The organism is Nocardia higoensis, assembly GCF_015477835.1.
Taxonomy (GTDB): Bacteria; Actinomycetota; Actinomycetes; order Mycobacteriales; family Mycobacteriaceae; genus Nocardia; species Nocardia higoensis_A.
Window position 1 is genome coordinate 50,132 of the sequence record NZ_JADLQN010000002.1, and the last position, 23,139, is coordinate 73,270.

The 23,139-nt window shown below is 68.5% G+C and carries 24 protein-coding genes; 12 read left to right on the top strand and 12 right to left on the bottom strand.

Annotation, left to right across the window (positions count from 1 at the left end; translation table 11 throughout):
• Positions 1-66 precede the first annotated feature (66 nt).
• From IU449_RS14320 to IU449_RS14335, 4 genes are all read left to right on the top strand, one after another.
• A complete protein-coding gene (locus IU449_RS14320) occupies positions 67-1,254 on the top strand; it encodes an MlaD family protein (RefSeq protein WP_228804705.1) in 1,188 nt (395 codons plus the stop codon).
• A 30-nt stretch (positions 1,255-1,284) separates the two neighbouring features.
• On the top strand, positions 1,285-1,902 hold the full coding sequence (locus IU449_RS14325; protein WP_195002623.1) for a hypothetical protein: 618 nt from the start codon (positions 1,285-1,287) through the stop codon (positions 1,900-1,902).
• Between the two features lie 116 nt (positions 1,903-2,018).
• Positions 2,019-2,339 (top strand): thioredoxin, encoded by a 321-nt coding sequence (gene trxA / locus IU449_RS14330; protein ID WP_195002624.1) that lies wholly within the window; start codon positions 2,019-2,021, stop codon positions 2,337-2,339.
• Positions 2,340-2,594: 255 nt separating this feature from the next.
• Entirely contained in the window at positions 2,595-2,927 is a 333-nt protein-coding gene (locus IU449_RS14335; RefSeq protein WP_228804707.1) for a hypothetical protein, read from the top strand.
• 24 nt (positions 2,928-2,951) lie between these two features.
• Here the strand turns inward: IU449_RS14335 and IU449_RS14340 are convergent, their stop codons facing one another.
• Positions 2,952-4,151 carry a fatty acid desaturase family protein gene (locus IU449_RS14340; protein ID WP_195002625.1) on the bottom strand — a complete coding sequence of 400 codons (1,200 nt, stop codon included), beginning with the start codon at positions 4,149-4,151 and terminating at the stop codon, positions 2,952-2,954.
• Between the two features lie 219 nt (positions 4,152-4,370).
• Entirely contained in the window at positions 4,371-5,081 is a 711-nt protein-coding gene (locus IU449_RS14345; protein ID WP_416382167.1) for a TetR/AcrR family transcriptional regulator C-terminal domain-containing protein, read from the bottom strand.
• A gap of 93 nt (positions 5,082-5,174) precedes the next feature.
• Here IU449_RS14345 and IU449_RS14350 point away from each other — a divergent pair, with 93 nt between their 5' ends.
• Both IU449_RS14350 and IU449_RS14355 read left to right on the top strand, forming a co-directional pair.
• A complete protein-coding gene (locus IU449_RS14350) occupies positions 5,175-5,648 on the top strand; it encodes a DUF5994 family protein (RefSeq protein WP_195002626.1) in 474 nt (157 codons plus the stop codon).
• A gap of 125 nt (positions 5,649-5,773) precedes the next feature.
• A complete protein-coding gene (locus tag IU449_RS14355) occupies positions 5,774-7,915 on the top strand; it encodes a catalase (protein ID WP_195002627.1) in 2,142 nt (713 codons plus the stop codon).
• Positions 7,916-7,991: 76 nt separating this feature from the next.
• Here the strand turns inward: IU449_RS14355 and IU449_RS14360 are convergent, their stop codons facing one another.
• Positions 7,992-8,351, bottom strand: a complete 360-nt coding sequence (locus IU449_RS14360) for an Rv2640c family ArsR-like transcriptional regulator (RefSeq protein WP_195002628.1) — start codon at positions 8,349-8,351, stop codon at positions 7,992-7,994.
• 94 nt (positions 8,352-8,445) lie between these two features.
• On the opposite strand from IU449_RS14360, the gene IU449_RS14365 reads away from it, so the two are divergent.
• From IU449_RS14365 to IU449_RS14380, 4 genes are all read left to right on the top strand, one after another.
• Positions 8,446-8,931, top strand: a complete 486-nt coding sequence (locus IU449_RS14365; RefSeq protein WP_195002629.1) for an ArsI/CadI family heavy metal resistance metalloenzyme — start codon at positions 8,446-8,448, stop codon at positions 8,929-8,931.
• A 117-nt stretch (positions 8,932-9,048) separates the two neighbouring features.
• Positions 9,049-9,288 (top strand): CsbD family protein, encoded by a 240-nt coding sequence (locus tag IU449_RS14370; protein WP_195002630.1) that lies wholly within the window; start codon positions 9,049-9,051, stop codon positions 9,286-9,288.
• 109 nt (positions 9,289-9,397) lie between these two features.
• Positions 9,398-9,667, top strand: coding sequence for a hypothetical protein (locus tag IU449_RS14375; protein WP_195002631.1), 270 nt, complete (start codon positions 9,398-9,400; stop codon positions 9,665-9,667).
• Between the two features lie 260 nt (positions 9,668-9,927).
• On the top strand, positions 9,928-11,088 hold the full coding sequence (locus tag IU449_RS14380) for a hypothetical protein (RefSeq protein ID WP_228804711.1): 1,161 nt from the start codon (positions 9,928-9,930) through the stop codon (positions 11,086-11,088).
• 52 nt (positions 11,089-11,140) lie between these two features.
• Here IU449_RS14380 and IU449_RS14385 read toward each other — a convergent pair whose 3' ends face one another.
• The 9 genes from IU449_RS14385 to IU449_RS14425 form a co-directional block, all read right to left on the bottom strand.
• Positions 11,141-12,331, bottom strand: a complete 1,191-nt coding sequence (locus IU449_RS14385; protein ID WP_195002633.1) for an acyl-CoA dehydrogenase family protein — start codon at positions 12,329-12,331, stop codon at positions 11,141-11,143.
• Entirely contained in the window at positions 12,328-13,542 is a 1,215-nt protein-coding gene (locus IU449_RS14390; RefSeq protein ID WP_195002634.1) for an acetyl-CoA C-acetyltransferase, read from the bottom strand. The genes IU449_RS14385 and IU449_RS14390 overlap by 4 nt, the downstream gene beginning before the upstream one ends.
• The gene (fabG, locus tag IU449_RS14395; protein WP_195002635.1) at positions 13,542-14,279 is read right to left on the bottom strand and encodes a 3-oxoacyl-ACP reductase FabG; all 738 of its coding nucleotides are present in this window, start codon (positions 14,277-14,279) and stop codon (positions 13,542-13,544) included. The genes IU449_RS14390 and fabG overlap by 1 nt, the downstream gene beginning before the upstream one ends.
• A 195-nt stretch (positions 14,280-14,474) precedes the next feature.
• Positions 14,475-15,701 (bottom strand): CaiB/BaiF CoA transferase family protein, encoded by a 1,227-nt coding sequence (locus IU449_RS14400; protein WP_195002636.1) that lies wholly within the window; start codon positions 15,699-15,701, stop codon positions 14,475-14,477.
• Positions 15,688-16,890, bottom strand: a complete 1,203-nt coding sequence (locus IU449_RS14405; protein ID WP_195002637.1) for an acyl-CoA dehydrogenase family protein — start codon at positions 16,888-16,890, stop codon at positions 15,688-15,690. The genes IU449_RS14400 and IU449_RS14405 overlap by 14 nt, the downstream gene beginning before the upstream one ends.
• Before the next feature lie 32 nt (positions 16,891-16,922).
• Positions 16,923-18,296, bottom strand: a complete 1,374-nt coding sequence (locus IU449_RS14410; RefSeq protein ID WP_195002638.1) for an NAD-dependent succinate-semialdehyde dehydrogenase — start codon at positions 18,294-18,296, stop codon at positions 16,923-16,925.
• Positions 18,293-18,532, bottom strand: coding sequence for a hypothetical protein (locus tag IU449_RS14415; protein WP_195002639.1), 240 nt, complete (start codon positions 18,530-18,532; stop codon positions 18,293-18,295). The genes IU449_RS14410 and IU449_RS14415 overlap by 4 nt, the downstream gene beginning before the upstream one ends.
• Positions 18,529-19,767 (bottom strand): CoA transferase, encoded by a 1,239-nt coding sequence (locus IU449_RS14420; RefSeq protein ID WP_195003192.1) that lies wholly within the window; start codon positions 19,765-19,767, stop codon positions 18,529-18,531. The genes IU449_RS14415 and IU449_RS14420 overlap by 4 nt, the downstream gene beginning before the upstream one ends.
• A 53-nt stretch (positions 19,768-19,820) precedes the next feature.
• Positions 19,821-20,876, bottom strand: a complete 1,056-nt coding sequence (locus IU449_RS14425) for a MaoC family dehydratase (protein ID WP_195002640.1) — start codon at positions 20,874-20,876, stop codon at positions 19,821-19,823.
• Positions 20,877-21,047: 171 nt separating this feature from the next.
• Here IU449_RS14425 and IU449_RS14430 point away from each other — a divergent pair, with 171 nt between their 5' ends.
• Both IU449_RS14430 and IU449_RS14435 read left to right on the top strand, forming a co-directional pair.
• Positions 21,048-22,199, top strand: coding sequence for an acyl-CoA dehydrogenase family protein (locus tag IU449_RS14430; RefSeq protein WP_195003193.1), 1,152 nt, complete (start codon positions 21,048-21,050; stop codon positions 22,197-22,199).
• Positions 22,200-22,292: 93 nt separating this feature from the next.
• Positions 22,293-23,033, top strand: a complete 741-nt coding sequence (locus tag IU449_RS14435; RefSeq protein WP_195002641.1) for a GntR family transcriptional regulator — start codon at positions 22,293-22,295, stop codon at positions 23,031-23,033.
• Positions 23,034-23,139: the final 106 nt, after the last annotated feature.

Consider the following 23,139-nt stretch of genomic DNA (forward strand, 5'->3'; position numbering starts at 1 on the left):
CGATCGCTGGAAGCGGCGGCGCGCGGAGCACTCACCGCGGTACGTCTCGTGCGTCGACGGCGCGCAATGGGTTCGGCCGTCGCATTGCTGCTGATTCTCGTGATCGGCCTCGGGTATCTTCTCCTCGGCGCGTTGCGGCTGAACCCATTCCGCTCGGCCATCGAGATCAAGGTGCATCTCGCCGAATCCGGCGGATTGCTGGTCGGACAGGACGCCACCTATCGCGGTATCCGGATTGGGCGCGTGGTATCGATAGGTATCCCCGGCGATCATGTGGTGGCCACGGTATCGATCGACGGTGACATCCGGATCCCCGCGGATTCGCAGGTACGCGTCGCCGGGTTGTCCGCAGCCGGTGAGCAGTACCTGGATTTCCGGCCGTCCTCAGCTGCGGGCCCGTATCTCACCGATGGCAGCGAGATCGGGCCGGCGCGGACCGAAACCCCGATCGGGTTGGCCGAGTTGCTCGAAGACCTCCATGGAACATCCCGGCAGATCGACGTCGGCAAGGTTCAGGCCATGCTGTCGGAACTGACACTGAGCGCCGCGGGCGGCCGGAAACTCGCGGACATTCTCGACGGCGGGATATTCCTGATATCGACCGTGGATTCGGTCCTGCCACAGACGGTTTCCGTGGTGCGCAACAGCAAGGTGATTCTCGGTACTCCGAGCATCATCGGTCCGGGATTACCGGGGATCGCGCGGAATCTGAGCAGCGTACTCGGCGGCGTATCCGCCATGGACGGTGGATTCCGGCAACTGCTGGACAGCGGCCCCGGCACGATGGCCGCGCTGGACACCATGATCGCCGACAATTCGCCCACGATGGTGCAGTTGCTCGGCAACCTGACGACCATCGCGCAACTTTCCTACCTGCGGGTACCGGCACTCGAGGCGTTGTTCCCGAACGACCGTGGCTCGATGCTCGAAGCGGTCACGTCGATGATCCATGACGGTGGTGTCTGGGCGCTCGGAGATCCGTACCCGAAATTCAGCTGTGATTACGGGGTGCCGCGGGGGGTGCCCTCGGAACCCAGCTTCCCTGAGCCATACCTGTGGACGTATTGCCAAGACATTCCCCCAGGGGGACTCGTGCGTGGTGCCGCCAACGCCCCCCGGCCGCCGGAAGACGATACATCGCGACCGCCGCCGGGAGTGGACCCGTTGCAGCGCGCGGACCCGACGCCGGTCGGGCCGAACACAGTGCCGACGCCACGTGGCGGACCGGAGTTGCCGGTTACACCGCCGCGATGAGGCCGACGAGGCCGACGACAAGGAGTAGTGATGACACCGATCGCCGAAACGAGACCGGAGAAGGGCACAGCCGAAACGGAACCGGAGACGACCGACGAAGCAGTGCCGAAGGAGCACGAAGCACCGCATGAGCGGGAGACGAAGCGCAGGCTGAAGTTCGCACTGGCCGTCCGGCGGGGCACGATGATCGCGGCCGCGATGGGCGCTTTGATGCTGGGCTCGTTCGCCCTCGCCGGGTTCTACAGCTGGCAGCTGAACGAACGCGATCGGCTGCAAGCGGCGTCGGAAGCCGCCGAAGCCACCGCGCGCGACTATGCGGTGACGCTGACGACCGTGGATTCCGGTGACCTCGACGAGAACTTCGAGGCCGTGCTCGACGGGGCGACCGGTGACTTCAAGGACACCTATGCCGAGTCGAGCGAAATGCTCAGACAGCTCTTGGTGGACAACAACGCCTCGGCGACCGGCACCGTCGTGGCGTCGGGAATACAGTCGGCTACCCCCGACAGGGTCGAGGTGCTGCTCTTCGTGGACCAATCCGTGCGCAACACCCAGAATCCGCAACCACGGATCGATCGCAGTCGCATCGTCATGACCATGGAGAACGTCGACGGACGCTGGCTGGCCGGCGAAGTCGAACTCCCATGACCCGCTGGCAGAGACAGTGCCCGGGCGCGATCGTCCGCGACCCGAGTCCTAGCCCGAACCGGGCTCCCACCGCGTCTGCCGCTCATCAGTAGACAGCTGCCCGAAAGGATTGTCCTGTGCTTACCATCACCGTCACCGATGCGTCCTTCGATGAGGTCGTGCTCCGCAGCCCCGAGCCCGTCCTCGTCGATTTCTGGGCACCGTGGTGCGGCCCTTGCAAGATGCTGGCGTCCATCCTCGAGGAGGTCGCGGCCGAGAATACCGGCAGACTCACTGTGGCCGCGGTAGACATCGAGTCGAACCCGACGCTGCGGCAGCAGTTCAGGATCATGTCCACGCCGACCATGATCCTGTTCTCGCAGGGGAAACCGGTGATGCAGATCGCGGGAGCCCGCCCGAAGACGGCACTGCTCGGCGAGCTCGCCCAGTTCTTTTGAGTGGGGACTTCCCCGGAGCCCGTCCCGTCCCGGCGGCGGGCACCGAGCGGCGTGCCGACCTTGCTGACCTGGGGCAGCGATGACCGGCAGTGTCGCATCTCCGAACGACTCGGGAGCGTCATGCTCAGCTCGGCAGTAGCGATCGCCTGGGTGAGCACCGCTCCTGTTGTGACGAGTTTCCGCCCCCGGCACGGTTTACCCGGTACGAAACCGTCAAGACCGGAGGTAGGGCTGAACAGTTCGAAGGAGAGCGCCATGTCAGATCTCGGAGCGACAAACGATCCCAACCGGGCCTCCATTCCCGCCGGTGACGAGGGCTTCCCGGATCATGCGCGCACCACGCGCAGCCATGCGGGCGAGGGGATCGAAGACAGCTACAACATCCCCGGCATCGTCATGTTCGCGCTGGGCATCGTCGCGCTCGGGCTGACCTTGACCGCAGCCGCCTACGGATTCGCCGGGTGGGTGATCATCGGGGCGGTGGTGTGCGCGGTCGGCCTGCTCGGCGGCGCGACCTGGATCCTGCTCGAGCATCGCCGGGTCAAGGCGAGGGAAGGGCTGTCACTGAGCGATCAGGCCGGGCACTGATCGCGGACCCGGCGAATCGGCTGCTCACCGCCGCATCGCGGTGAGCAGTCCGGTGCGGCCGGGGGAACGCGGCCCATCCGCCGAGCCGACCACGTCGCGGGGCGGGAATTTCCTCTCCGAGGCGGTTTCGGGTGCGTCGTCGCAGGTGGCGATCAGCAGCTCGTCCGGCAGCGCCAGCTTGTGAATGGTGCGCAGCGTCAGCAGATACTGCCGGAGCAATGACCCCGTGGTGTAGGGCAGGTCGTAGCGGGCGCACAGTGCCCGCACCTCGATCGCGATCTCCGGATAGCGGTTGCTGGGCAGATCGGGGAACAGGTGGTGCTCGATCTGGTGACTGAGATGTCCGCTGAGAAATGCCAGGACGGGGCCCGCCCGGAAATTCGCGGAGCCGAGCAGTTGGCGCAGATACCATTCCCCTCGCGTCTCCTGTTCGAGCACCGACGGCGCGAATTTCTCGGCCCCGTCCGGGAAATGGCCGCAGAAGATCACCACATAGGCCCACACGTTGCGGGCGAGGTTCGCGCAGATGTCGGCCGTCAGGGTGCGCCGCCACCGCCGTCCGCTCGCGGCCGGGAACAGCAGATAGTCCTTGCCCGCCTGGCGGGCGATCTTGGCGAGGAGCGCCCGGGTCTGACGGGCCTTGCCGGGGGCGCTGCCGGCACGTTCGCGCTCGGAATACAGGCCGTGCAGCGCGATGCCCCATTCGAAGAACAGCGCGAGCACGATATTGCGCAGCGGCTGGATCAGATGCTCGGGGCGCCACGGTTGGTCGCGGGTCACCCGCAGCACGCCGAAGCCGACATCGTCGTCCATGCCCACCACATTGGTGAAGACGTGATGGCGATAGTTGTGCGAATAGCGCCATTGCGCGGAGGCGCCGACCATGTCCCATTCCCACGTGGTGGAGTGGATCTCCGGATCGTTCATCCAGTCCCACTGGCCGTGCCCGACATTGTGGCCGATCTCCATGTTCTCCACGCTCTTGGCCAGCGCGAGCATGGCCGTACCCGCCGCCCAGCCCGCACGCGTGCGGGTGAGGCCGACGGTCAGCCGGGAGGCCACTTCGAGGCAGCGCTGGAAAGCGATCGTGCGGTGGATGTAGCGCGCGTCCCGGCTGCCCCGGCTCGCGGTCACCTCGGCGCGGATGCGATCCAATTCCGCGCCGAGGGCTTCGATGTCCTGGTCACTCAGATGGGCATATGCCGCGACTTCGGTGATTGCCATGCGCTCCGACCCTCGTTCCACGCCTCGTTTCGAAACGAACCGCCGTGTGTGAGTATCGGTACGAGCACAACCCGGCAGGCGGTATTCGTCACCCGATAATCCCAGCGTAGAAGCTACGGCCGCCGGTTGTCTACAGTGTAGAGCTGAACTGTAGGCCAACGTACGAGAGACTCTTGGGGGACCGGGAAACCGGCGGCGTGTGCGCGGTCGGCCGATCGGTCAGCGATCGGCGCCCGCTGGTCCTTCGAGGCCGGCGAGCAGGATGTCGAGCCCGCGTTCCAGCTCGGCTGCCCCGTCGTAGGCGGCCAGCACCGGAGCCAGACCGCGCACCAGCGGGAACTCGCCGATCGGCAGCCGGTACAAGCCCAGACGCAGCACGTCGTCGGTCTCCTCCGGGCGTTCGACGACCTCCTGCAGTTCGTTGAGCACGTGGCCGTAGAGGAATCCGAAGACGGCGCGGTAGATGTGCAGCGCATCGACTCCGGAGAATCCCGCGCGGGTGAGCAACGCGAGAATGTCTTCCAGCGGCCGCACCACCGCGTGGGGGCGCAGGCCGAGGGGGGTGGCCAACGGTCGCGTCACCAGCAGTGGGACCGCGTGGGGGTGCTCGAGCGCCAGTCGCCGGAAGGCGCGGGCGACCGTCCTGAGCTGTCCTGCCCAATCCGGGTCCGAGGGGTCGACCCGCAGGCGCGCGAAGACGATCTCGGCGACGCCGTCGAGTACCGCCGCCTTGTTCGGCAGGTGCCGGTAGATCACCATCGGGTCCCGGCGGACCGCCTCTGCCAGCCGTCGCATGGACAGCCCGTCGATGCCGTCGCGGTCGATGATCGCCAATGCCGCGGCCAGGACGGCATCCCTGGTCACCGGGGCCTCGCCCGGTCGATCCACGCCCGTGCGTCGGCGGCTTCGCTCGGCGGGCATCTTCACCACGGTGGCTCCTGACCTGGTCGCTGACGTAGGTCTACAACGTTGACATACCGACCCCGGTGACGTCTACTGGAAGCACAAGGAAGGTAGTGACACGTGACCGGAACCAGCCCCGCCTCCAGCCACTTCGAGATGAGCGAGGGAGCGGCCCGTTCTGCGGTCGCGCAGCCGTTCGGCAGCCCCACCCGCACACCCAGGGTCCTGCTGAGCAGCCCCGAGGATTCGCTCGGACTGGTCGACGGCGCCTGGTGGCCGCGGACCGACAACCTCACCTCCGAACTCCACGACCTGGTGAGCGCGGTGACCCCGCAGCTGGGGCACATCGCCCGAATCGCCGTCGACCGGAACGTCTTCAGCGCGAATCGGCGCCGTATCGACCGCGCGGACGGCATCGAGGTCACCGGCCCCGACGCCGATCAGTCCTCCGATGTCATCCGCCTGTCCGGTCGCCAGGGCGCGCAGCTGGACCTGCTCGTCATCGCCGCGAACACCCCGCCGGAACTGGCCGACCGGCGGATGCGGGAACTGCTCGGGACCGCCCCCGACATCCCGTGGACCGCCGCGGACTGACCCGACTCCTGCGATCGTCGTCCTGATTGCGCCGTATCGAACCGGGTAGTGCCTCCGTGCGTCGATCGGCCGGGCACCTGCTCGGCCGCGACACCGTGTTCAGGGAGTCTGGCGAGAGAGGTGTGATGATGTCGAAGATGCCGCCCGGAGTGCCCTCCTCGGAGCCGGCCCAGCAGGCCGAACCGACCGAACCCCGGGAGCCCGTGGCGCCGAAACCCGACCAGCGTGCGCCCGCGCCGGTGACCCCCACCGGACAGAACGTCGAACAACCGGAAGGGGCGCGAGCTCAGCACGGCGCGTTCCTCACCACCGCGCAGGGCGCGCGGATCGCCGATACGGACCATTCCCTCAAGGCGGGCCCGCGCGGCCCCGTCCTGCTGCAGGACCATCACCTCCGCGAGAAGATCACCCATTTCGATCACGAGCGGATTCCGGAACGGGTGGTGCACGCGCGCGGAGCGGCGGCGCACGGCGTGTTCGTCGCCAACGGCGCGGCGGAGAGCATTTCGTGCGCATCGGTCTTCCGGAAGGGTGCGCAGACACCGGTTTTCGTGCGGTTCTCCACCGTGCTCGGCTCGCGCGGCTCGGCCGACACCGTCCGCGACACCCGCGGTTTCGCGACGAAGTTCTACACCGACGACGGTGTGTGGGATCTGGTCGGCAACAACATCCCGGTGTTCTTCATCCAGGACGCCATCAAGTTCCCGGATGTCGTCCACGCCGCCAAACCGCATCCGGATCGCGAGATTCCGCAGGCCCAGAGCGCCCACGACACCTTCTGGGATTTCGTGTCGCTGCACACCGAGGCCACCGCGCACACGCTGTGGAACATGTCCGATCGCGGCATTCCGCGGTCCTACCGGATGATGGAGGGCTTCGGCGTCCACACCTTCCGATTCGTGAACTCCGACGGCGCAACAGCTCTGGTGAAACTGCATTGGAAGCCCAAGCTCGGTGTGCACTCGCTGCTGTGGGAAGAGGCGCAGATCGCCGCGGGCGTGGATCCGGACTTCCATCGCCGGGACCTGGCCGACGCCATCGAGGCAGGCGCCTATCCGGAATGGGATCTCGGTGTCCAGGTGTTCCCGGACAACGAGGACCAGATGTTCGAGGGGATCGATCTGCTCGACCCCACCAAGTTCGTCCCGGAGGAGCTCGCGCCCGTGCAGGTCATCGGCACGATGACGCTGAACGCGAATCCCAGCAACTTCTTCGCCGAGACCGAGCAGGTCGCCTTCCATCCCGGGCATGTGGTGCGCGGTGTCGATTTCACCAACGATCCGCTCCTGCAGGGGCGGCTGTTCTCCTATCTGGACACCCAGATCTCGCGTCTCGGCGGCCCGAATTTCGCGCAACTGCCGGTCAACCGGCCGCACACCGAGATCAACGACATGTTCCGTGACGGCATGCACCAGACCGCCGTGCACGCGGGCGTGGCGCCCTATCGCCCGAACAGTCTCGACGGCGGTTGCCCCTTCACCGCGCGACCGGGGGAGGCGCTGATCGAATTCCCCGCCCCGGTCGAGGGCGCCAAGGTCAGGGAGGCGGCCGCGAGTTTCGACGACCATTTCAGCGGCGCGCGCATGTTCTACGCCAGTCTGTCTCCGGTCGAAAAGCAGCATGTCGCCGAGGCGTACAGCTTCGAACTCGGCAAGTGCTACGAAAAGTCGATCAAGCAGCGCACGGTGAACGTGCTGCGCAATATCGACGAACAACTCGCGCAGACCGTCGCCGACACTCTCGGGCTCACCATCGAGGGCGGTGCCCCGGCGGCGGCAGGTGAGGTCACGACCTCGGCGGCGCTGCGGCAGGTGGGCGACCGCTGGCCCGGTGACGGGCGGATCATCGGCATCGTCGCCGACGACGACACCGACGCCGAGGAGTTGGCGGCGACTGTGGAGACGATCTTCGACAGCTCGATGACCCCGCTGGTCATCGCAGCTCACGGTGGCGAGCTGGGCACCGGTGAGCGCGCGGTCCCGATCTCGCGCACACTCGACACCGCGCGTTCCGTCGAATTCGACGCCCTGATCGTCGCCGCGACGCTGCCCGACCCGAAACTCACGGTGCTCCTGCAGGAAGCGCACCGCCATCTCAAGGTCGTGGCCGCCACGCCCGAGGGTGAGGCGGCGCTGCGTACGGCTGGAATCGCGGAGGGATTCGACGGCATCGAGACCGCCTCCGGCATCGAATCGGCGTTCGCGCTGATCGCCGAAGCGCTGCCGGAACATCGGGTGTGGTCGAGGGCCGCTCAGTTGGTGTCCTGAGCTGTTGTGGTGAGCGGGGCCGGCGAGCGCGTCGGCCCCGCTGTCGTGTCCGCGGGCCGGAGTTGCCGGTGAGAGGCTAGGTGCAGCAGTGGGGGTCGAGTGCCAGGCGCAAGGCGTCGAGGGCCTCGCGGTTGGGGCGATGGAAGACGTTCATGCCGCGCCGCTGCGAGCCCACCATGCCGGCCTTCCGTAGTTGCCCGAGGTGGTGGCTGACGGTGGATTCGGCCAAGCCGACGCCGGTGGCGAGATCGCAGGTGCAGACCTCCCCGCCGTCGGCGGTGAGCAGGATCGACATGAGCTTGATCCGGACGGGGTCGGCCAGGGCCTTGAGCCGCAGGGCGATCTCCAGTGCGGCGTCGTCGGCCATCGGCGCCGCCGAGACCGGCGCACAGCAGACGGGAGCGGAGAGATCGATGACGGGCAGCGCCTTGGGCATGATCCCGATCCTACCGACCTTATTGACATATGTCGAAAAGGTGGAAGGCTGGAGCCGTACTCATTCGATATATGTCACATACGTGGAGGATGTCATGTCACGCACCCAGCTCGCCCTCAACGTCGACGACCTGCAGGCGGCGGTCACGTTCTACTCGAAGCTCTTCGGCGCCGAGCCGGCGAAGCTGAAGCCGGGCTACGCCAACTTCGCGATCGCGGACCCGCCGCTGAAATTGGTCCTGCTGGAGAACCCCGGTAAGGGCGGCACCCTCAACCACCTCGGTGTCGAGGTGGAGTCCTCGGCGAAGGTGCACGAGGAGATCGCTCGTCTCACCGAGGAGGGGCTGTTCACCGAAGAGGAGATCGGCACCACGTGCTGTTTCGCCACCCAGGACAAGGTGTGGGTGACCGGGCCCGCGGGGGAGAAGTGGGAGGTCTACACGGTGCTCGCGGATTCGGAGACGTTCGGATCGAGTCCGCAGCACCTCGACGATCCCGCGACCGCCGAGGGCGGCGTCTGCTGCGGCACCGCGCAGGCTTCCGCCGAGACGCCGCAGCCGTCCACTTCCTCCTGCTGCTGACCCTCCGGAGGCCGTCGCGAGTTGCCGTGACCCGGCTCTCGCGGCGGCATCTGATTGGGACCGGCGAGGCCGGGTAGGCGTCTGTTGTCAGAGGGTCCTAACTATCTAGGAGGACAGATGCCAGAACACACCAGCGGAGTCAGCGAAGGCGTGGAAGGCGTCGTCGAGGACGTCAAGGGCAAGGTCAAGGAAGCCGCGGGTGCGGTGACCGGCAAGCACGATCTCGCCGAGGAAGGCCGCGCCCAGCAGGACAAGGCGGAGTCGCAGCGCACCGCCGCGGAGAAGGAAGCCGCGGCCGAGAAGGCGCGCGCCAAGGCCGATGTCGACGAGGCGCGTCAGGCGTCGCACCAGGACTGACCAGGTCACCGGCTGGAGTCGGGCGGGCCGTCGACAGATGTTGTCGGCGGCCCGCCGCCGTTTCCCGGCGCGAGTCCGCCCGACCCCGCAACCAGATCGAGGAGGAACCATGGTTTCCCGAGACATGATCGCCCAACTCCATCAGGACATCACGACCGCCGAAGACGCGGGTGACCGGGCCACCGCCGACCGCCTGCGCGAGGAACTGGCTCGAGCCCAACAGGCCCGCGACGCCGAACCGACGACGGACCCGAACGAGGCGCGCAAAGAAGCCGCACAGGATCGCCGCCTCGCCCATGATCTCGGTCCCGGCAGCGCCGAAGTCGACCAGAGCAGCATCGGCGAGGTGCCCGGCGTCGTGCAGGAGCCGCCGGACTGATCTCTTCCCGCACGCGCCGGAGTGGCTGCGCGATCGCGCCGGACCCGGCGGATCGAGGAATGCCCCGCCACGGATCCACGGCGGGGCATTCGTCTGTCCGCCGGGCGACGTCAGCCCACAGGGTGCGCCGGGCTGAGCCCGGCGAAGCGTCTCTCGTCGGACCGGCTCGATATCGTCCTCGCGGCAAGAGCGAGATCGGGAGAGTCGGAATGGGTTTCATGTCGAATTGGCTTCGCATACACGGTGCGACATCGCAGTGGGTGCAGGCCGAGCTGGGTCTTCAGCCGGTGGGGGCGCGGAGTGCCCGCCCGGACGGGCCACTGGCCTGCGTCTCCTACGAGGACGGCTGTCTGCTCGTGCAGGATTCCGCGTCGGATCCGGTCGAAGACACTTTCGATCTCGCGAAGCTGTCGGTCGGATGCACGGTGGTCGGCGTGGGGGAGGTGGACGGCGCCGGAGGTGCGGAGGTGGTCGTTTGGTGGAACGGCCGGAAGCTGTGGGGCATCGAGGCCTCCGGGGATGAGGACGGTCCAGAGCTGGACGGCGATGTTCCCGCGTCGGTGCTCGATGCGGTGGAACGCGATGCGCGGTCGGGCCTGGAGGACGAGGACGACGGAGACCCCGACTACTTCAACGCGATTCTGCACCTGGCCACCCAGATGACCGGGTACAGCTGTGGATATGGGATCGATCACCCGGATGAGGAGCCGTTCGAGATGCTCCAGCCCGCCGGCGAAGCCGCCGTATGGGAAAGGTTCCCTTTCGCACTCGCGGAAGCGATGGTGAACAGGGGACTGCGGGGGAAGCCGTCGCAGAGCGAAGACGGCTATGCGTTCACCGCCGAAACCGATGTGCCCGGGATGAGTGTTGTGGTGCGGATCGGCATGAACCACGGCAGGTTCGGCGGCATTGAGATCAGAGGCAGTGTGTCGTTGTGGTCCGCGGGGGTGGCCGAATTGCTGCCCACGCTCGAGGGAACCGACTCCGCGCAAGGTAATTCCCTGCGAGATCCCGGCGAGTGCGCTCGGTCGCCCTTCCACCGGGATGGGCGATCCGCTTATGCCGATACCCATGTCATGTGGGACTCCGACGGCATAGCCGGTGGCGTGCAGTGGGTGTGCGACCACCTCGACGGACGGATCGCGAGCTGGCTCGCCGAGCATTCGAGCCTCGACAGGCTGATCGAGGCCGCGAAATCCGCGAACTCCGACAGCGGGTGGAGGCCGTCGGGGCCGAGCGTGGAGATGAACCCGACGATCGTACTCTGCATACTCAACCATCGTTATGCGGAGGCCGCCGACTTGATGGCGGGTGCGCTCGAGCAGTCGCAGGATCGACCGAGGGCCCACGGCCGGGCCGTGTCCATCGACAACGGCCTCGCAGAGCGCTGCCCCGAGTACGCCGCCGCTCGATCACTGTGATCCCGCGTCCTGTGTCGCGCCCATGAAGGCGATGCGACACAGGATGTCCTGTTCAGAGGCGGTATTCACGCAGCAGGCCCTTGCTGATGATCGTTTTCTGGATCTCGCTGGTGCCTTCGCCGATGAGCAGGAACGGGGCCTCGCGCATGAGGCGCTCGATCTCGGCTTCCTTGGAGTAGCCGAAGCCGCCGTGGATGCGGAAGGCGTCCTGGGTGACCTCGGCGCAGTATTCGCTGGCGATGAGTTTGGCCATGCCCGCGACGACGTCGTTGCGTTCGCCGGAATCCTTGGCGCGGGCGGCGTTGACCATCATCAGGTGCGCGGCTTCGACTTTGGTCGCCATTTCGGCGAGCTTGAAGGCGATGGCCTGGTGTTCGGCGATCGGTTTGCCGAAGGTGGAGCGCTGCTGGGCGTACTCGATGGCCAGTTCGAAGGCGCGCACGGCGATGCCGCAGGCGCGGGCGGCGACATTGACGCGGCCGACCTCGATGCCGTCCATCATGTGCGCGAAGCCCTTGCCGGGCACGCCGCCGAGGATGGCGTCGGCGCCGACCCGGAAGCCGTCGAAGAGAGCCTCGGTGGTGTCGACGCCCTTGTAGCCCATCTTGTCGATCTTGCCGGGGATAGTGAGGCCGGGCAGGACCTCGCCGGTGCCCTCCGGCTTGTCGATCAGGAAGGTGGTGAGGTATTTGTGCGGCTTGTCCTCTCCCACATCGGTTTTCACCAGCACGGCGGTGAGATTGGACGTGGCGCCGTTGGTGAGCCACATCTTGGCGCCGTCGATGGTGTAGCCGTCGCCGGTGCGGGTGGCGCGGGTCTTGATGGCGGCGACGTCGGATCCGAGATCGGGTTCGGACATGGAGAACGACCCGCGGATCTCGCCGGTGGCCATCTTCGGCAGGTAGTGCGCCTTCTGGGCCTCGGTGCCGTGCCGGGAGATCATGTGCGCGACGATGAAATGGGTGTTGATCACGCCGGACACGCTCATCCAGCCGCGGGCGATCTCCTCGACCACCAGGGCGTAGGTGAGCAGGGATTCGCCGAGGCCGCCGTACTCCTCGCCGATCGTGATGCCGAACAGGCCGATCTCCTTCATCCGCTCGACGATGTCGGCGGGATAGGTGTCGGAGTGTTCGAGCTTCTGCGCGTTCGGGATGATCTCGCGATCCACGAACGCCCGTACGGTAGCCAGGATTTCGGTCTGGACGTCGGTGAGCCCGGCGGTGCGGGCCAGGCGGGTCACGCGCGGACCTTCTCGACGATGGCGGCCAGGCCCTGACCGCCGCCGATGCACATGGTGACCAGGCCGTAGCGGGCATCGCGGCGCTGCATCTCCCTGGTCATGGTGGCGATCATCCTGGTGCCGGTGGCCCCGACCGGATGGCCCAGCGAGATGCCGGAGCCGTGCACGTTGAGACGTTCGAAATCGCTTCGGGTGAAACCCCATTCGCGGGTGCAGGCGAGCACCTGGGCGGCGAAGGCCTCGTTGAGTTCGATCAGATCGATGTCGGCGAGCTTCAGATTCGCGCGGTCGAGGGCGGCCTGAGTGGCCGGGACCGGGCCGATACCCATGATCTTGGGCGCCACGCCCGCCACGCCCCAGGACACCAGGCGCGCGATCGGGCGCAAGCCCAGTTCGTCGGCGCGTTCGGGGTGAGTGACCACGCACAGGGCGGCGGCGTCGTTCTGGCCGCTCGAATTCCCGGCGGTGACAGTGGCGTCTGGGTCCGTCGCAGCGAGCACCGGCTTCAGCGTCGCCAGCTTCTCCAGGGTGGAGTCCGCGCGCGGGTGCTCGTCGGTGTCGACTACGGTCTCCCCGCGCTTGGACCGCACCGTCACCGGCACGATCTCCTCGGCGAACACACCCGAGTTCTGGGCGGCGACCGCGCGCTGATGCGAGGTGACGGCCAGCTCGTCCTGTTCGGTGCGGCCGATGTTGTATTCGCGGCGCAGATTCTCGGCGGTCTCGAGCATGCCGCCCGCCACCGGGTGATCCCGGCCGCCCGCGGTGATCCGGCCGCGGACCAGCCCGTCGTGCAGGCTCACGGACGGGCCTTTGACACCGAACCGCAAGTCGGTGGCGTAGAAGACGACATTGCTCATGCTCTCCACGCCGCCGGCCACGATCACGTCGTTCACGCCGGTGGCGATCTGCATGCCCGCCTGCAAGACGGCCTGCAGGCCCGACCCGCAGCGGCGGTCGACCTGCATGCCGGGCACGGTCACCGGCAGCCCCGCGTCGAGCGCCACCACGCGACCGATGGCGGGGGCCTCGCTGTTGGGGTAGCAGTTGCCGAGGATGACGTCCTCGACCGCGCCCGGGGCCAGGCCGGTGCGCTCGAGCAGGCCGCGCAGCACGGTCTCGCCCAGGTCGGCGGCCGACAGACTCGCCAGGGAGCCGCCGAAACGGCCGATCGGGCTGCGAACCGGTTCGCAGATCACCGCCGCACGCATCACATGAACCTTCCGCCGGTGACCTCGAGAACGGCACCGGTCATATACGAGGACAGGTCGGAGGCCAGGAAGAGCACCACGTTGGCGACTTCGTCCGGCTCGCCCGCACGGCCCAGCGGGATCTCGGCCATCTTCTGGTCCCACACCTTCTGGGGCATGGCCTCGGTCATCGCGGTGCGGATCAGGCCGGGTTGCACGGCGTTGATCCGCACATTCTTGAACGCGACCTCCTTGGCCGCGGCCTTGGTGAGACCGACGATGCCCGCCTTGGCGGCCGAGTAGTTGGTCTGGCCGGGCAGGCCGATCTTGCCCGAGAGCGAGGAGATGTTGACGATGGCGCCGCGGCCGTGCTCACGCATCCGGTCGGCGGCCGCGCGGGTGCCGTTCCAGGTGCCCTTGAGGTGCACGGCGATGACGGCGTCGAAATCGTCCTCGGTCATCTTGCGCATGGTGGCGTCGCGAGTCAGGCCCGCGTTGTTGACGAACACACCCAGCGGGCCGAACCGCTCGGCTGTCTCGATCAGCGCCTGGATCTGCCCGGCGTCGCGGACATCGCAATGCGCGTAGGCGGCCACCGATTCGCCGCCGAGTTCGGCGACGGCCGCCGCGCCCGCCTCGTCGTTGATGTCGCCGAGGGCGACCTTGGCGCCCTCGGCGACGAAGCGGCGTGCGATGTGCAGCCCGATTCCCTGGGCCGCACCGGTGACCACGGCCACCCGACCCTCCAGCAAGCCCATGTCAGCTCCGATCCGTTCGTATCTGCGGGCCGGCGTTGTGTGCACGGCCCCTGCCGGTCGTCCCGCGCGCGGAACGCGCGGCGGGCGGACGTTGTGTCTGCGCGTGACTCTGTGCGGATGCCATCGCGCGACTTCGCCGGGACGCCATCGCCGCGCCCCGGCACCAGATCTCGGCCCGACCCCGGCGAGCAGGAGTCACTGCACGACTCCCTCGGCGCGCAGGCGATCGATCTCCTCCGGCGTGCTGCCGAGTTCGGCCAGCACCGCGTCGGTCTGTTCGCCCAGCGCGGGCACCGGGTCCATGCGCATCTCCACGTCGGAGAACGTCATCGGCGGCAGCACCGCGCGGATCGGACCCGCCTCGGTGCCCACCTCGCGCCAGCGGTCGCGCGCGGACAGTTGCGGGTGCGCGATCAAGCCCTTCATGTCGTTGAGCTGGGCGGCGGGGATGCCGAACTTCGCCAGCAGTCCGTCGAGATCTCCGGTGGTGAAACGGCGGGTCTGCTCGGCGACGGCGGCGTCGACCTCCGTGCGGTGGCGGACCCGGTCGATATTGGTGACGAAACGCGGGTCGTCGGCCAGCTCGGGGACGCCGAACACGTCGGTGACCAGGACGCGCCAGCCGCGGTCGTTCTGGACGCCGATGAGGATCTGCCCGTCGGCGGTGGGATAGGCGTCGTAGGGGGCGATCGCGGCGTGCGACAGGCCCATGCGCCGGATCTGCGTGTCCTGGTACATCTGCATGTACATGGAGTGCCCGAGCCATTCGACGGTGGCGTCGAACATGGCGATCTCGATGGTGGCGCCCGTGCCGGTGCGTTCCCGGCGGAACAGCGCGGCCTGGATCGAGGACAGCGCGTAGAGGCCGGAAGCGATATCGGCCGAGGGCACACCGGTTTTGGTCGCGGTCTCGGGGGTGCCGGTGATCGAGCAGAGACCGGTCTCGGCCTGGATGAGCATGTCGTAGGCCTTGCGGTCGCGGTACGGGCCGTCGGTGCCGTAGCCGCTCATGTCGACCACGATCAGGCCGGGCTGCTCGCGGCGCAGCTCGTCGGCGCCGAAGCCCAGCCGCGCGGCGGCGCCGGGAGCGAGGTTCTGGATGAACACGTCGGCGCGGGAGATCAACTCGCGCAGCAATTTCCGGCCGCGGTCGTCCTCGAGGTCGATGGCGACGGATTCCTTGCCGCGGTTGAGCCAGACGAAATGCGAGGCCAAGCCGTGCACGGCGGCGTCGTAGTTGCGAGCGAAATCGCCTTCGCCGACGCGTTCCACCTTGATGACTCTGGCGCCGAAATCGGCCAGGTGGCGGCTGGCCATCGGCGCGGCGACGGCGTGTTCGAGGCTGACGACGGTCACCCCCGCGAGTGGCAGTTCGCCCGAATCCGTTGCCGCGCCGGAGTGGCCGGTATCAGCGCTGTCCACCGGTCGCCTCCCGCTTGGCCTGCTTCACCAGCCGGCCGCCGATGATGAGCCGCTGGATCTCGCTGGTGCCCTCGTAGAGGCGCAGCAGGCGAACATCGCGGTAGATGCGCTCGACGGCGACGTCGCGCATGTAGCCGGTGCCGCCGTGGATCTGCACCGCCAGATCGGTGACCTGGCCGACCATCTCGGTGCAGTACAGCTTGGCCGCCGACGGGCCCACGCGGCGGTCCTCGCCGGAGACGTAGCGGGCGGCGACATCGCGCACCAGCGCGCGACCGGCCAGCACGCCGGTGTACTGGTCGGCGATCATGGCCTGAACCAGCTGGAAATCGCCGATCGCGGAGCCACCCTGGGTGGCGGTGGCGGCGTAGGCGACGGATTCGTCCAGGGCGCGCTGTGCGGCGCCGACCGCGAGCGCGGCGATGTGCACTCGGCCGCGGGTCAGCGACACCATGGCGGCCCGGTAACCGACGTCCTCGCTGCCGCCCACCAGCCCCGCGTTCGGCACACGCACGCCGGAGAACCGCACGTCGGAGGTCCAGGCGCCCTCTTGGCCCATCTTGCGGTCCTTGACGCCGACCTCGAGGCCCGGGGTGTCGGCGGGGACCAGGAAGACCGCGATGCCGGGCCCGTCGGCGTCGGCGGCGCGGGTGCGGGCGAATACGACGAACAGGTCGGCCGAAGGGGCGTTGGTGATGAAGCGCTTCTCGCCGTCGATCACCCAATCATCGCCGTCCCGAACGGCCTTGGTACGCAGCCCGGCCGGGTTGGAGCCCGCGCCCGGTTCGGTGAGGGCGAAGGAGGCCACCACCTCGCCGGAGGCGATGCGCTCGAGCCAGGTCTGCTTCTGCTCCTCGGTGCCGTAGTTGACCAGTACCTGCCCGGCGATGCCGTTGTTGGTGCCGAACATCGAGCGGAACGCCAGGGTGGTGTAGCCGAACTCCATGGCCAGCTCGACATCCTGAGCGAGGTTCAGGCCGAGGCCGCCCCACTCCTGCGGGATCGCGTAGCCGAACAGCCCCATGTCGGCGGCGGCGCGGCGGATGTCGTCGGGGATGCGGTCGGTGTCGGCGATCTGCTGTTCACGCGGCACCACCGCCTCACGGACGAAGGCCCGGGTCTGGGCCAGGATGTCGGCGAAGTCCTGGTCGGACACCTGCGACACCAGGGTGGCCTGGTCGGCGGCCATCGAATGCTCCTCTGCTGGAAAAGGGTTCGCCGTCAGCGCGGATCGCGGATCAGCTTCTTGTTGGCGAACTCCGCGATGCCGTAGTGCGAGAGCTCGCGGCCCACGCCCGAGCGCTTCACCCCGCCGAACGGCAGGTCGGGAGCCGAGCGGCTGGTGCCGTTGATCCACACCATGCCGGTGTCCAAGCGGTCGGCGACCTCGGCCGCGAGCTGCTCGTCGGCGCTGAACACCGCGGCGGCCAGGCCGTAGGGCGAGTCGTTGGCCAGTTCCACCGCCGCGTCCACCGACGGCACCCGGTAGACCACCGCGACCGGGCCGAACAGTTCTTCCCGGTAGGCGGGCATGTCGGGGGTGACGTCGGTGAGCACGGTCGCCTCGTAGTACGCGCCTGGTCCCGCCACGGGCCGCCCGCCGGTGGCCACGGTCGCGCCCCGCGCGACCGCGTCGTCCACCTGGCGGGCGAGATCGTCGCGCGCGCGCCGGGAGGACAGCGGGCCGAAGGTCGTGGCGGGGTCTTTCGGATCTCCGGGCCGCTGGTCCCGCATAGCGGCGACGAACGCGTCGAGGAATTTCTCGTAGATCTCGTCGAGCACGATGAAGCGCTTGGAGGCGGTGCACGCCTGACCGGCATTGCCCATCCGGTTGCCCACCGCCGCGGCCACCGTCTGCTCCAGCGCGGCGTCGTCGAGCACCAGGAACGGATCGGAGCCGCCGAGTTCGAGCACGTACTTCTTCAGGTGCCTGCCCGCGACCTCCGCGACCGCCGCGCCCGCGCGCTCGGAACCGGTCAGCGACACGCCCTGCACCCGGGGGTCGGCGATGATCCGGGCGACCTGCTCGTTGCTCGCGAACAGATTGCGGTACACCGACTCCGGCGCCCCCGCCTCGGCGAACACCTCCGCGATCGCCAGTGCGGACTGCGGGCATATCTGGGCATGCTTGAGCAGGATCGTGTTGCCCAGCACCAGGTTCGGCGCGGCGAAGCGAGCCACCTGATAGTAGGGGTAGTTCCACGGCATGATCCCCAACAGCGGGCCGATCGGCTCGGTGCGCACCACGGCGGTGCCGGTCCCGGAGATGGTCAGCGGCTCGTCGGCCAGGAAGGCCTCGGCGTTGTCGGCGTAGTACTCGTAGATGGCGGCGCTGAGCGCGACCTCGCCGCGGGCCTGGCTGATCGGCTTGCCCATCTCCAGGGTCGGCCAGGCGGCCAGCTCCTCGGACTTGTCTCGGTAGAGCCGGGCGACCCGGCGCAGCAGTGCCGCGCGCTCGGTGCGGGGGACGCGCCGCCAGTCGTCGAAGGCTGCCTTCGACGCGGCGAGGGCGTCGTCGATATCGGCGTCGGCGGCCTCGGGGAACCGGGCGAGCACCTCGCCGGTCGTCGGATCGGTGGTGGCGTAGTCGCTCATAGCTGTGCCCTCTTCTCGATGGCGTACTGCTCGTCGGCCGGTTTCGCGTCGGCCGGTTTCGCGGTGGCCGGTTTCGCGGTGGCCGATTGCGCGGTGGCCGACTTCAGGGTGACCGATGTGTGGGTGGCCGACTCGCTCACAGCCGACTCGCGGGTGGCCGACTGCGGGATGACGGATTCGTGAGTGGCCGATTTCTCGGGAGCCGGGCGCCCGGCGATCGTGGCCCTGTCGTTCATCGGGACGACGCTCCGAGATGTCCGCCGTCGATCAGCGCCTCGATCTCCTCGTCGGGCGCACCGAGCAGATCGCGCACGACCGCCGCGCCGTCGGCGCCGAGCGCGGGCGCGGGGCCGGTCGACAGATGCCTGCCGTCGAAGGTCGCGGGCAGGCCCGCCGCCAGATAGGTACCGATGCGCGGCTGCTCCAGGGGACTGAACAGCGGATTGGCGGCGAGTTCGCCGCTCGCGACGATGTCGGCGAAGCCGCGGTAGCGGTCGAACAACACCGAAGTGCCCGACAGCGCGGCCTCCACCTCGGCGGCGGTGTGCTCTGCGAACCAGGTGGCGAACACCGCGTCCAGCAGCTCGCGGTAGCGGTAGCGGTCCGCGTCGGCCGAGAAGTCCACGCCGAGTGTGGATTCCAACGCCGCGACGACCTCGGTGCGGCCGGTGACCCGCACCAGATCGCGCATGTGCCGCGGTGTCAGGGCGACGACCATGAAACGTGTGCCGTCGCCGGTGCGGAAGTCCTTGCCGTAGGTGCCGTAGACGGCGTTGCCGGTGGCCTCGCGCTCGACGCCGTTGATCTGCACCTCGGTCAGGTAGCTCAGATGCCCGGCCACGGCGAGTGCGACATCCGACAGCGGCAGGTCGACGGCCGACCCCCGCCCGGTCGCTTCGCGCTTGCGTACCGCCGCCGCGATGGCCAGCGCCGCGTACAGGCCGCAGGCCACATCCCAGGCGGGCAGCACGTGATTGGCCGGGCCGTCATGGCTGGGCGAGCCGGTGATGAGCGGGAATCCGGTGGCGGCGTTGACGGTGTAGTCCACCGCCGCGCTGCCGTCGCGCTTGCCGAGAATTTGCACCGTGATGACATCGTGGCGCAGCGCGCTCAGCGTCTCGTGGCTCATCCAGCCCCGGCCGCCGGCATTGGTGACCAGGATGCCGCCGCCCTCGCCCGGCGCCGTGATCAGCCGTCGCACCAGCTCCCGGCCTTCGGGACTGCGCAGATCACAGGTGACCGAGCGCTTTCCGCGATTGAGCCCCGCCCAGTAGATGCTCTCGCCCGCCTCGGTCACCGGCCAGCGGTTCTTGTCGCCCGCCCCGCCGATCGGGTCGACACGGATGACCTCCGCACCGAGCTGGGAGAGAGTCAGCCCGCACAGGGGTGCGGCGACGAAGCTCGACACCTCGACTACCCGCAGCCCGGCCAAGGGGCGCGAGTCGTTCGTCGTGCCGGGGCCTTCGGGCATGTGCGGGGGGCCTGCGTGGTGATGCTGTGCTGCCGCCTCCGGCCCCTGAGCGCTCACGCCAGCAACCCCGTGAATCGCCAATCCAGTACCGGTCGTGGCGAATCGGGCTCGGAGTCCGGCCGGGGACGGGCGTGGACGATCGAGCGCAGGAGCACGGCGTGACCGTCGCCGCAGGGCTCGGCGGACTCGACGTGCAGTTCGCTGGCGAGGGTGTCGTTCTCGCGTACCGGTCCGGTGTGGTCGCAGGACTGCCAGCCCAGGACGGTCACCAGGGCGGGCAGCGCGCGGGTGGCTTGGGCGAAGGCGAGGCCGATGGTGTGGCCGCCGTAGACCAGGCGACCTGCCTCGCCGGAGCGCTCGTCGTGGTGCACGGCGGCGATGTTCAGGGTGAGCCGCGCCAATTCGGGTGCGCTGGTGACCACGTCGGCGCTGCTGTGGAAAACCGTCCCGACGAGGCCGGGGGAGAAGTGGGGGCCGGGCACCCGAGCGCGGTAGGCGCCGAGATCCCAGCCTTCGACGGCTCGCGGATCACTGCTCGCCGGATCGCCCGCGGGCTCACCGGTGGCGGTGCCGTCGATGGCGATGCCGATGGTCGAGAGGTCGTCGGCGCGGCGAACGCGGTCGGCGGAGGGAGACGGACTCGACGGGAGCATGGCGCAGCGGTGGAAATCCAGGACCACGCGGTCGTGCTGGTCGACGGTCGTGATGCGCAGCGCGGCCAGGCCGGTGGGCGCGCGGCCGGGCTTGGCGGAGTTCTCGCGCAGGCCGACCACCTCGGTGCGGGTGGAGAGGGTGTCGCCCAGGACGGGGAAGCGGTGGAAGCGCAGGCCGCGGTAGAAGAGGTTGGCCTTGACGTGGTGGGTGACCAGTGTCGACTGGCCGATGGCGATGTCCCAGACCAGGCCGGGATGGGCCAGGGGGGCGGGGGAGCCGATGACCGACTCGCCGAGGTGCGCGTCGAGGGGCAGGCGCAGCCGGTCGCCGAGGATCGCCTGATGAGAGGCGGCGAGCCCGCTGGTCAGAGTGACCGCGGGAGCGGTGTCGAACGTGGCGCCGGGCTCGAGCTCGTCGAAAAACGGTCCACCGACGAACGTCTCGCGTCGGTTCACAGCGTGGTCCACCTCGATCCCGGTCGCCGGCGATGCCGGAACGAGCACCGGCCGTCCGGCGCTGCCCGGAATATTGGCAGCGCGACAACATTCATGTCAAGACCAATGTGCGGCTATGCTACCGATATGGCCGCTATTTGGCCGTACAAATACACCGAAACGCAGGCGGAGATGACCGAGCTGAACGACGAAGAGTCCTACCTGGTCGAGACCGTACGGACGTTCATCGACCGCGAGGTGCGCCCGCACGTGCGCGAGATGGAGCGCGCCGACGCCTATCCCGAGAAGTGGATCGAGCAGATGAAGCAGATCGGGATCTACGGTCTGGCGATCCCGGAGGAGTACGGCGGTTCGCCGGTCTCCATGCCCTGCTACGCGCGCGTCACCGAGGAGCTGGCCCGCGGCTGGATGAGCCTGGCCGGAGCCATGGGCGGGCACACCGTGGTCGCCAAGCTGCTCACGATGTTCGGCACCGAGGAACAGAAGCGCCGCTACCTGCCGAGGATGGCCACCGGCGAGATGCGCGCGACCATGGCGCTGACCGAGCCCTCCGGCGGCTCGGACCTGCAGGCGCTGACCACCCACGCCCGTGCCGACGGCGACGATCTGGTGATCAACGGCGCCAAGATGTGGATCAGCAACGCCCGCCGCTCCGGGCTGATCGCGCTGCTGTGCAAAACCGATCCGGACGCCTCGCCCCGGCACGCGGGCATCTCCGTGGTGCTGTGCGAACACGGCCCCGGCCTGGAGGTCTCGCGGGATCTGCCCAAGCTCGGATACAAGGGTGTCGAGTCCTGTGAGCTGGCGTTCACCGACTATCGCGTGCCCGCGACCGCGGTTCTCGGCGGCGTGCCGGGCAAGGGTTTCGCGCAGATGATGAAGGGCCTGGAAGTGGGTCGCATCCAGGTCGCCTGCCGGGCGCTCGGCGTCGCCGCGGCCGCGCTCGCGGATTCCCTCGCCTACGCGCAGCAGCGCGAGAGTTTCGGCAAGCCGATCTGGAAGCACCAGTCGATCGGCAACTACCTGGCCGACATGGCGACCAAGCTGACCGCCGCCCGGCTGCTGGCCTGGCACGCCGCCGAGAAGTACGACGCGGGCGAGCGCTGCGACATGGAAGCGGGCATGGCCAAGCTGTACGCCTCGGAGATCGCGATGGAGGGCGCGTTGTCGGCCGTGCGCATCCACGGCGGCTACGGTTACTCGACCGAGTACGACGTGGAACGCTATTTCCGCGACGCGCCGCTGATGATCGTGGGGGAAGGCACCAACGAGATCCAGCGCAATGTCATCGCGGCTCAGCTCGTCGCGCGCGGCGGGCTGTAGTCGCGCGGCGGGCTGTCGTCGCGCGCGGCGGGCTCGTCATGAGCCGGACACGCCGGAAACAGCCGGAACGGGAACGGGAGAGCACGGAGCACGATGGCCGCACGGGATTCGGAACCGGCGCACCAGGTGGTGTCGCGGGAGTTGCGCGCGGGCATCGCCGCCGGGAGCTACCGGGGCGGGGTGAAGCTGCCCACCGAAGCCGAACTCGCCCAACGCTATCGGGTCAGCAGGCAGACTGTGCGCCGCGCCTTCCAGGACCTCGTCGCCGACGGCACCGTCTACCGCGTCCCGGGCCGGGGAACCTTCGTGACCGAGTCCGACGGGCGCTACCTGCGCCATCACGGCTCGATCGAGGACCTGATGAACCTGTCCTCGGACACCACGATGGAGGTGCTCAGCCCGCTGCAGCGCCGCGTCGACATCGACGCCGCCAGCAGGCTGCGCTTGGACACCGACGTGGTGTACACGGTGGTCTTCCGGCGCATCCACGAAGGCGTGCCGTTCGTGCTGACCACCGTCCACCTGCCCGAGCACATCGCCCGGCCGCTGATCGACGCCCCGGAACTCGGCGCGGGCGCGTCGAGCGCGCACACCGTCATCGGTTTGCTGGAACCGCGCCTGGACAGCCCGATCGTGGAAGCCGCGCAGTCGATCACGGTCGCGCCCGCCACCGCTGAGATCGCGCGCGGGCTCGGCTGCGAAGCGGGACATGCGATGCTGCGGGTCGACCGGCTGTACTCGGACGCGACCGGTCAGGTGATCGACCTGTCCATCAGCTATTTCCTGCCCGAGCACTACACCTACCGGGTCACGCTGCGCCGCAGCACACTCTGAGTCGATCCGATGCCGACCGGCGGCCGAGCTCGCTTCCGATACACCGATGGGTCGGGTGAGCAGCCGGTCTCCGTAAGGGTTGTCGGTCGCGTGGACCGCCCGAGCG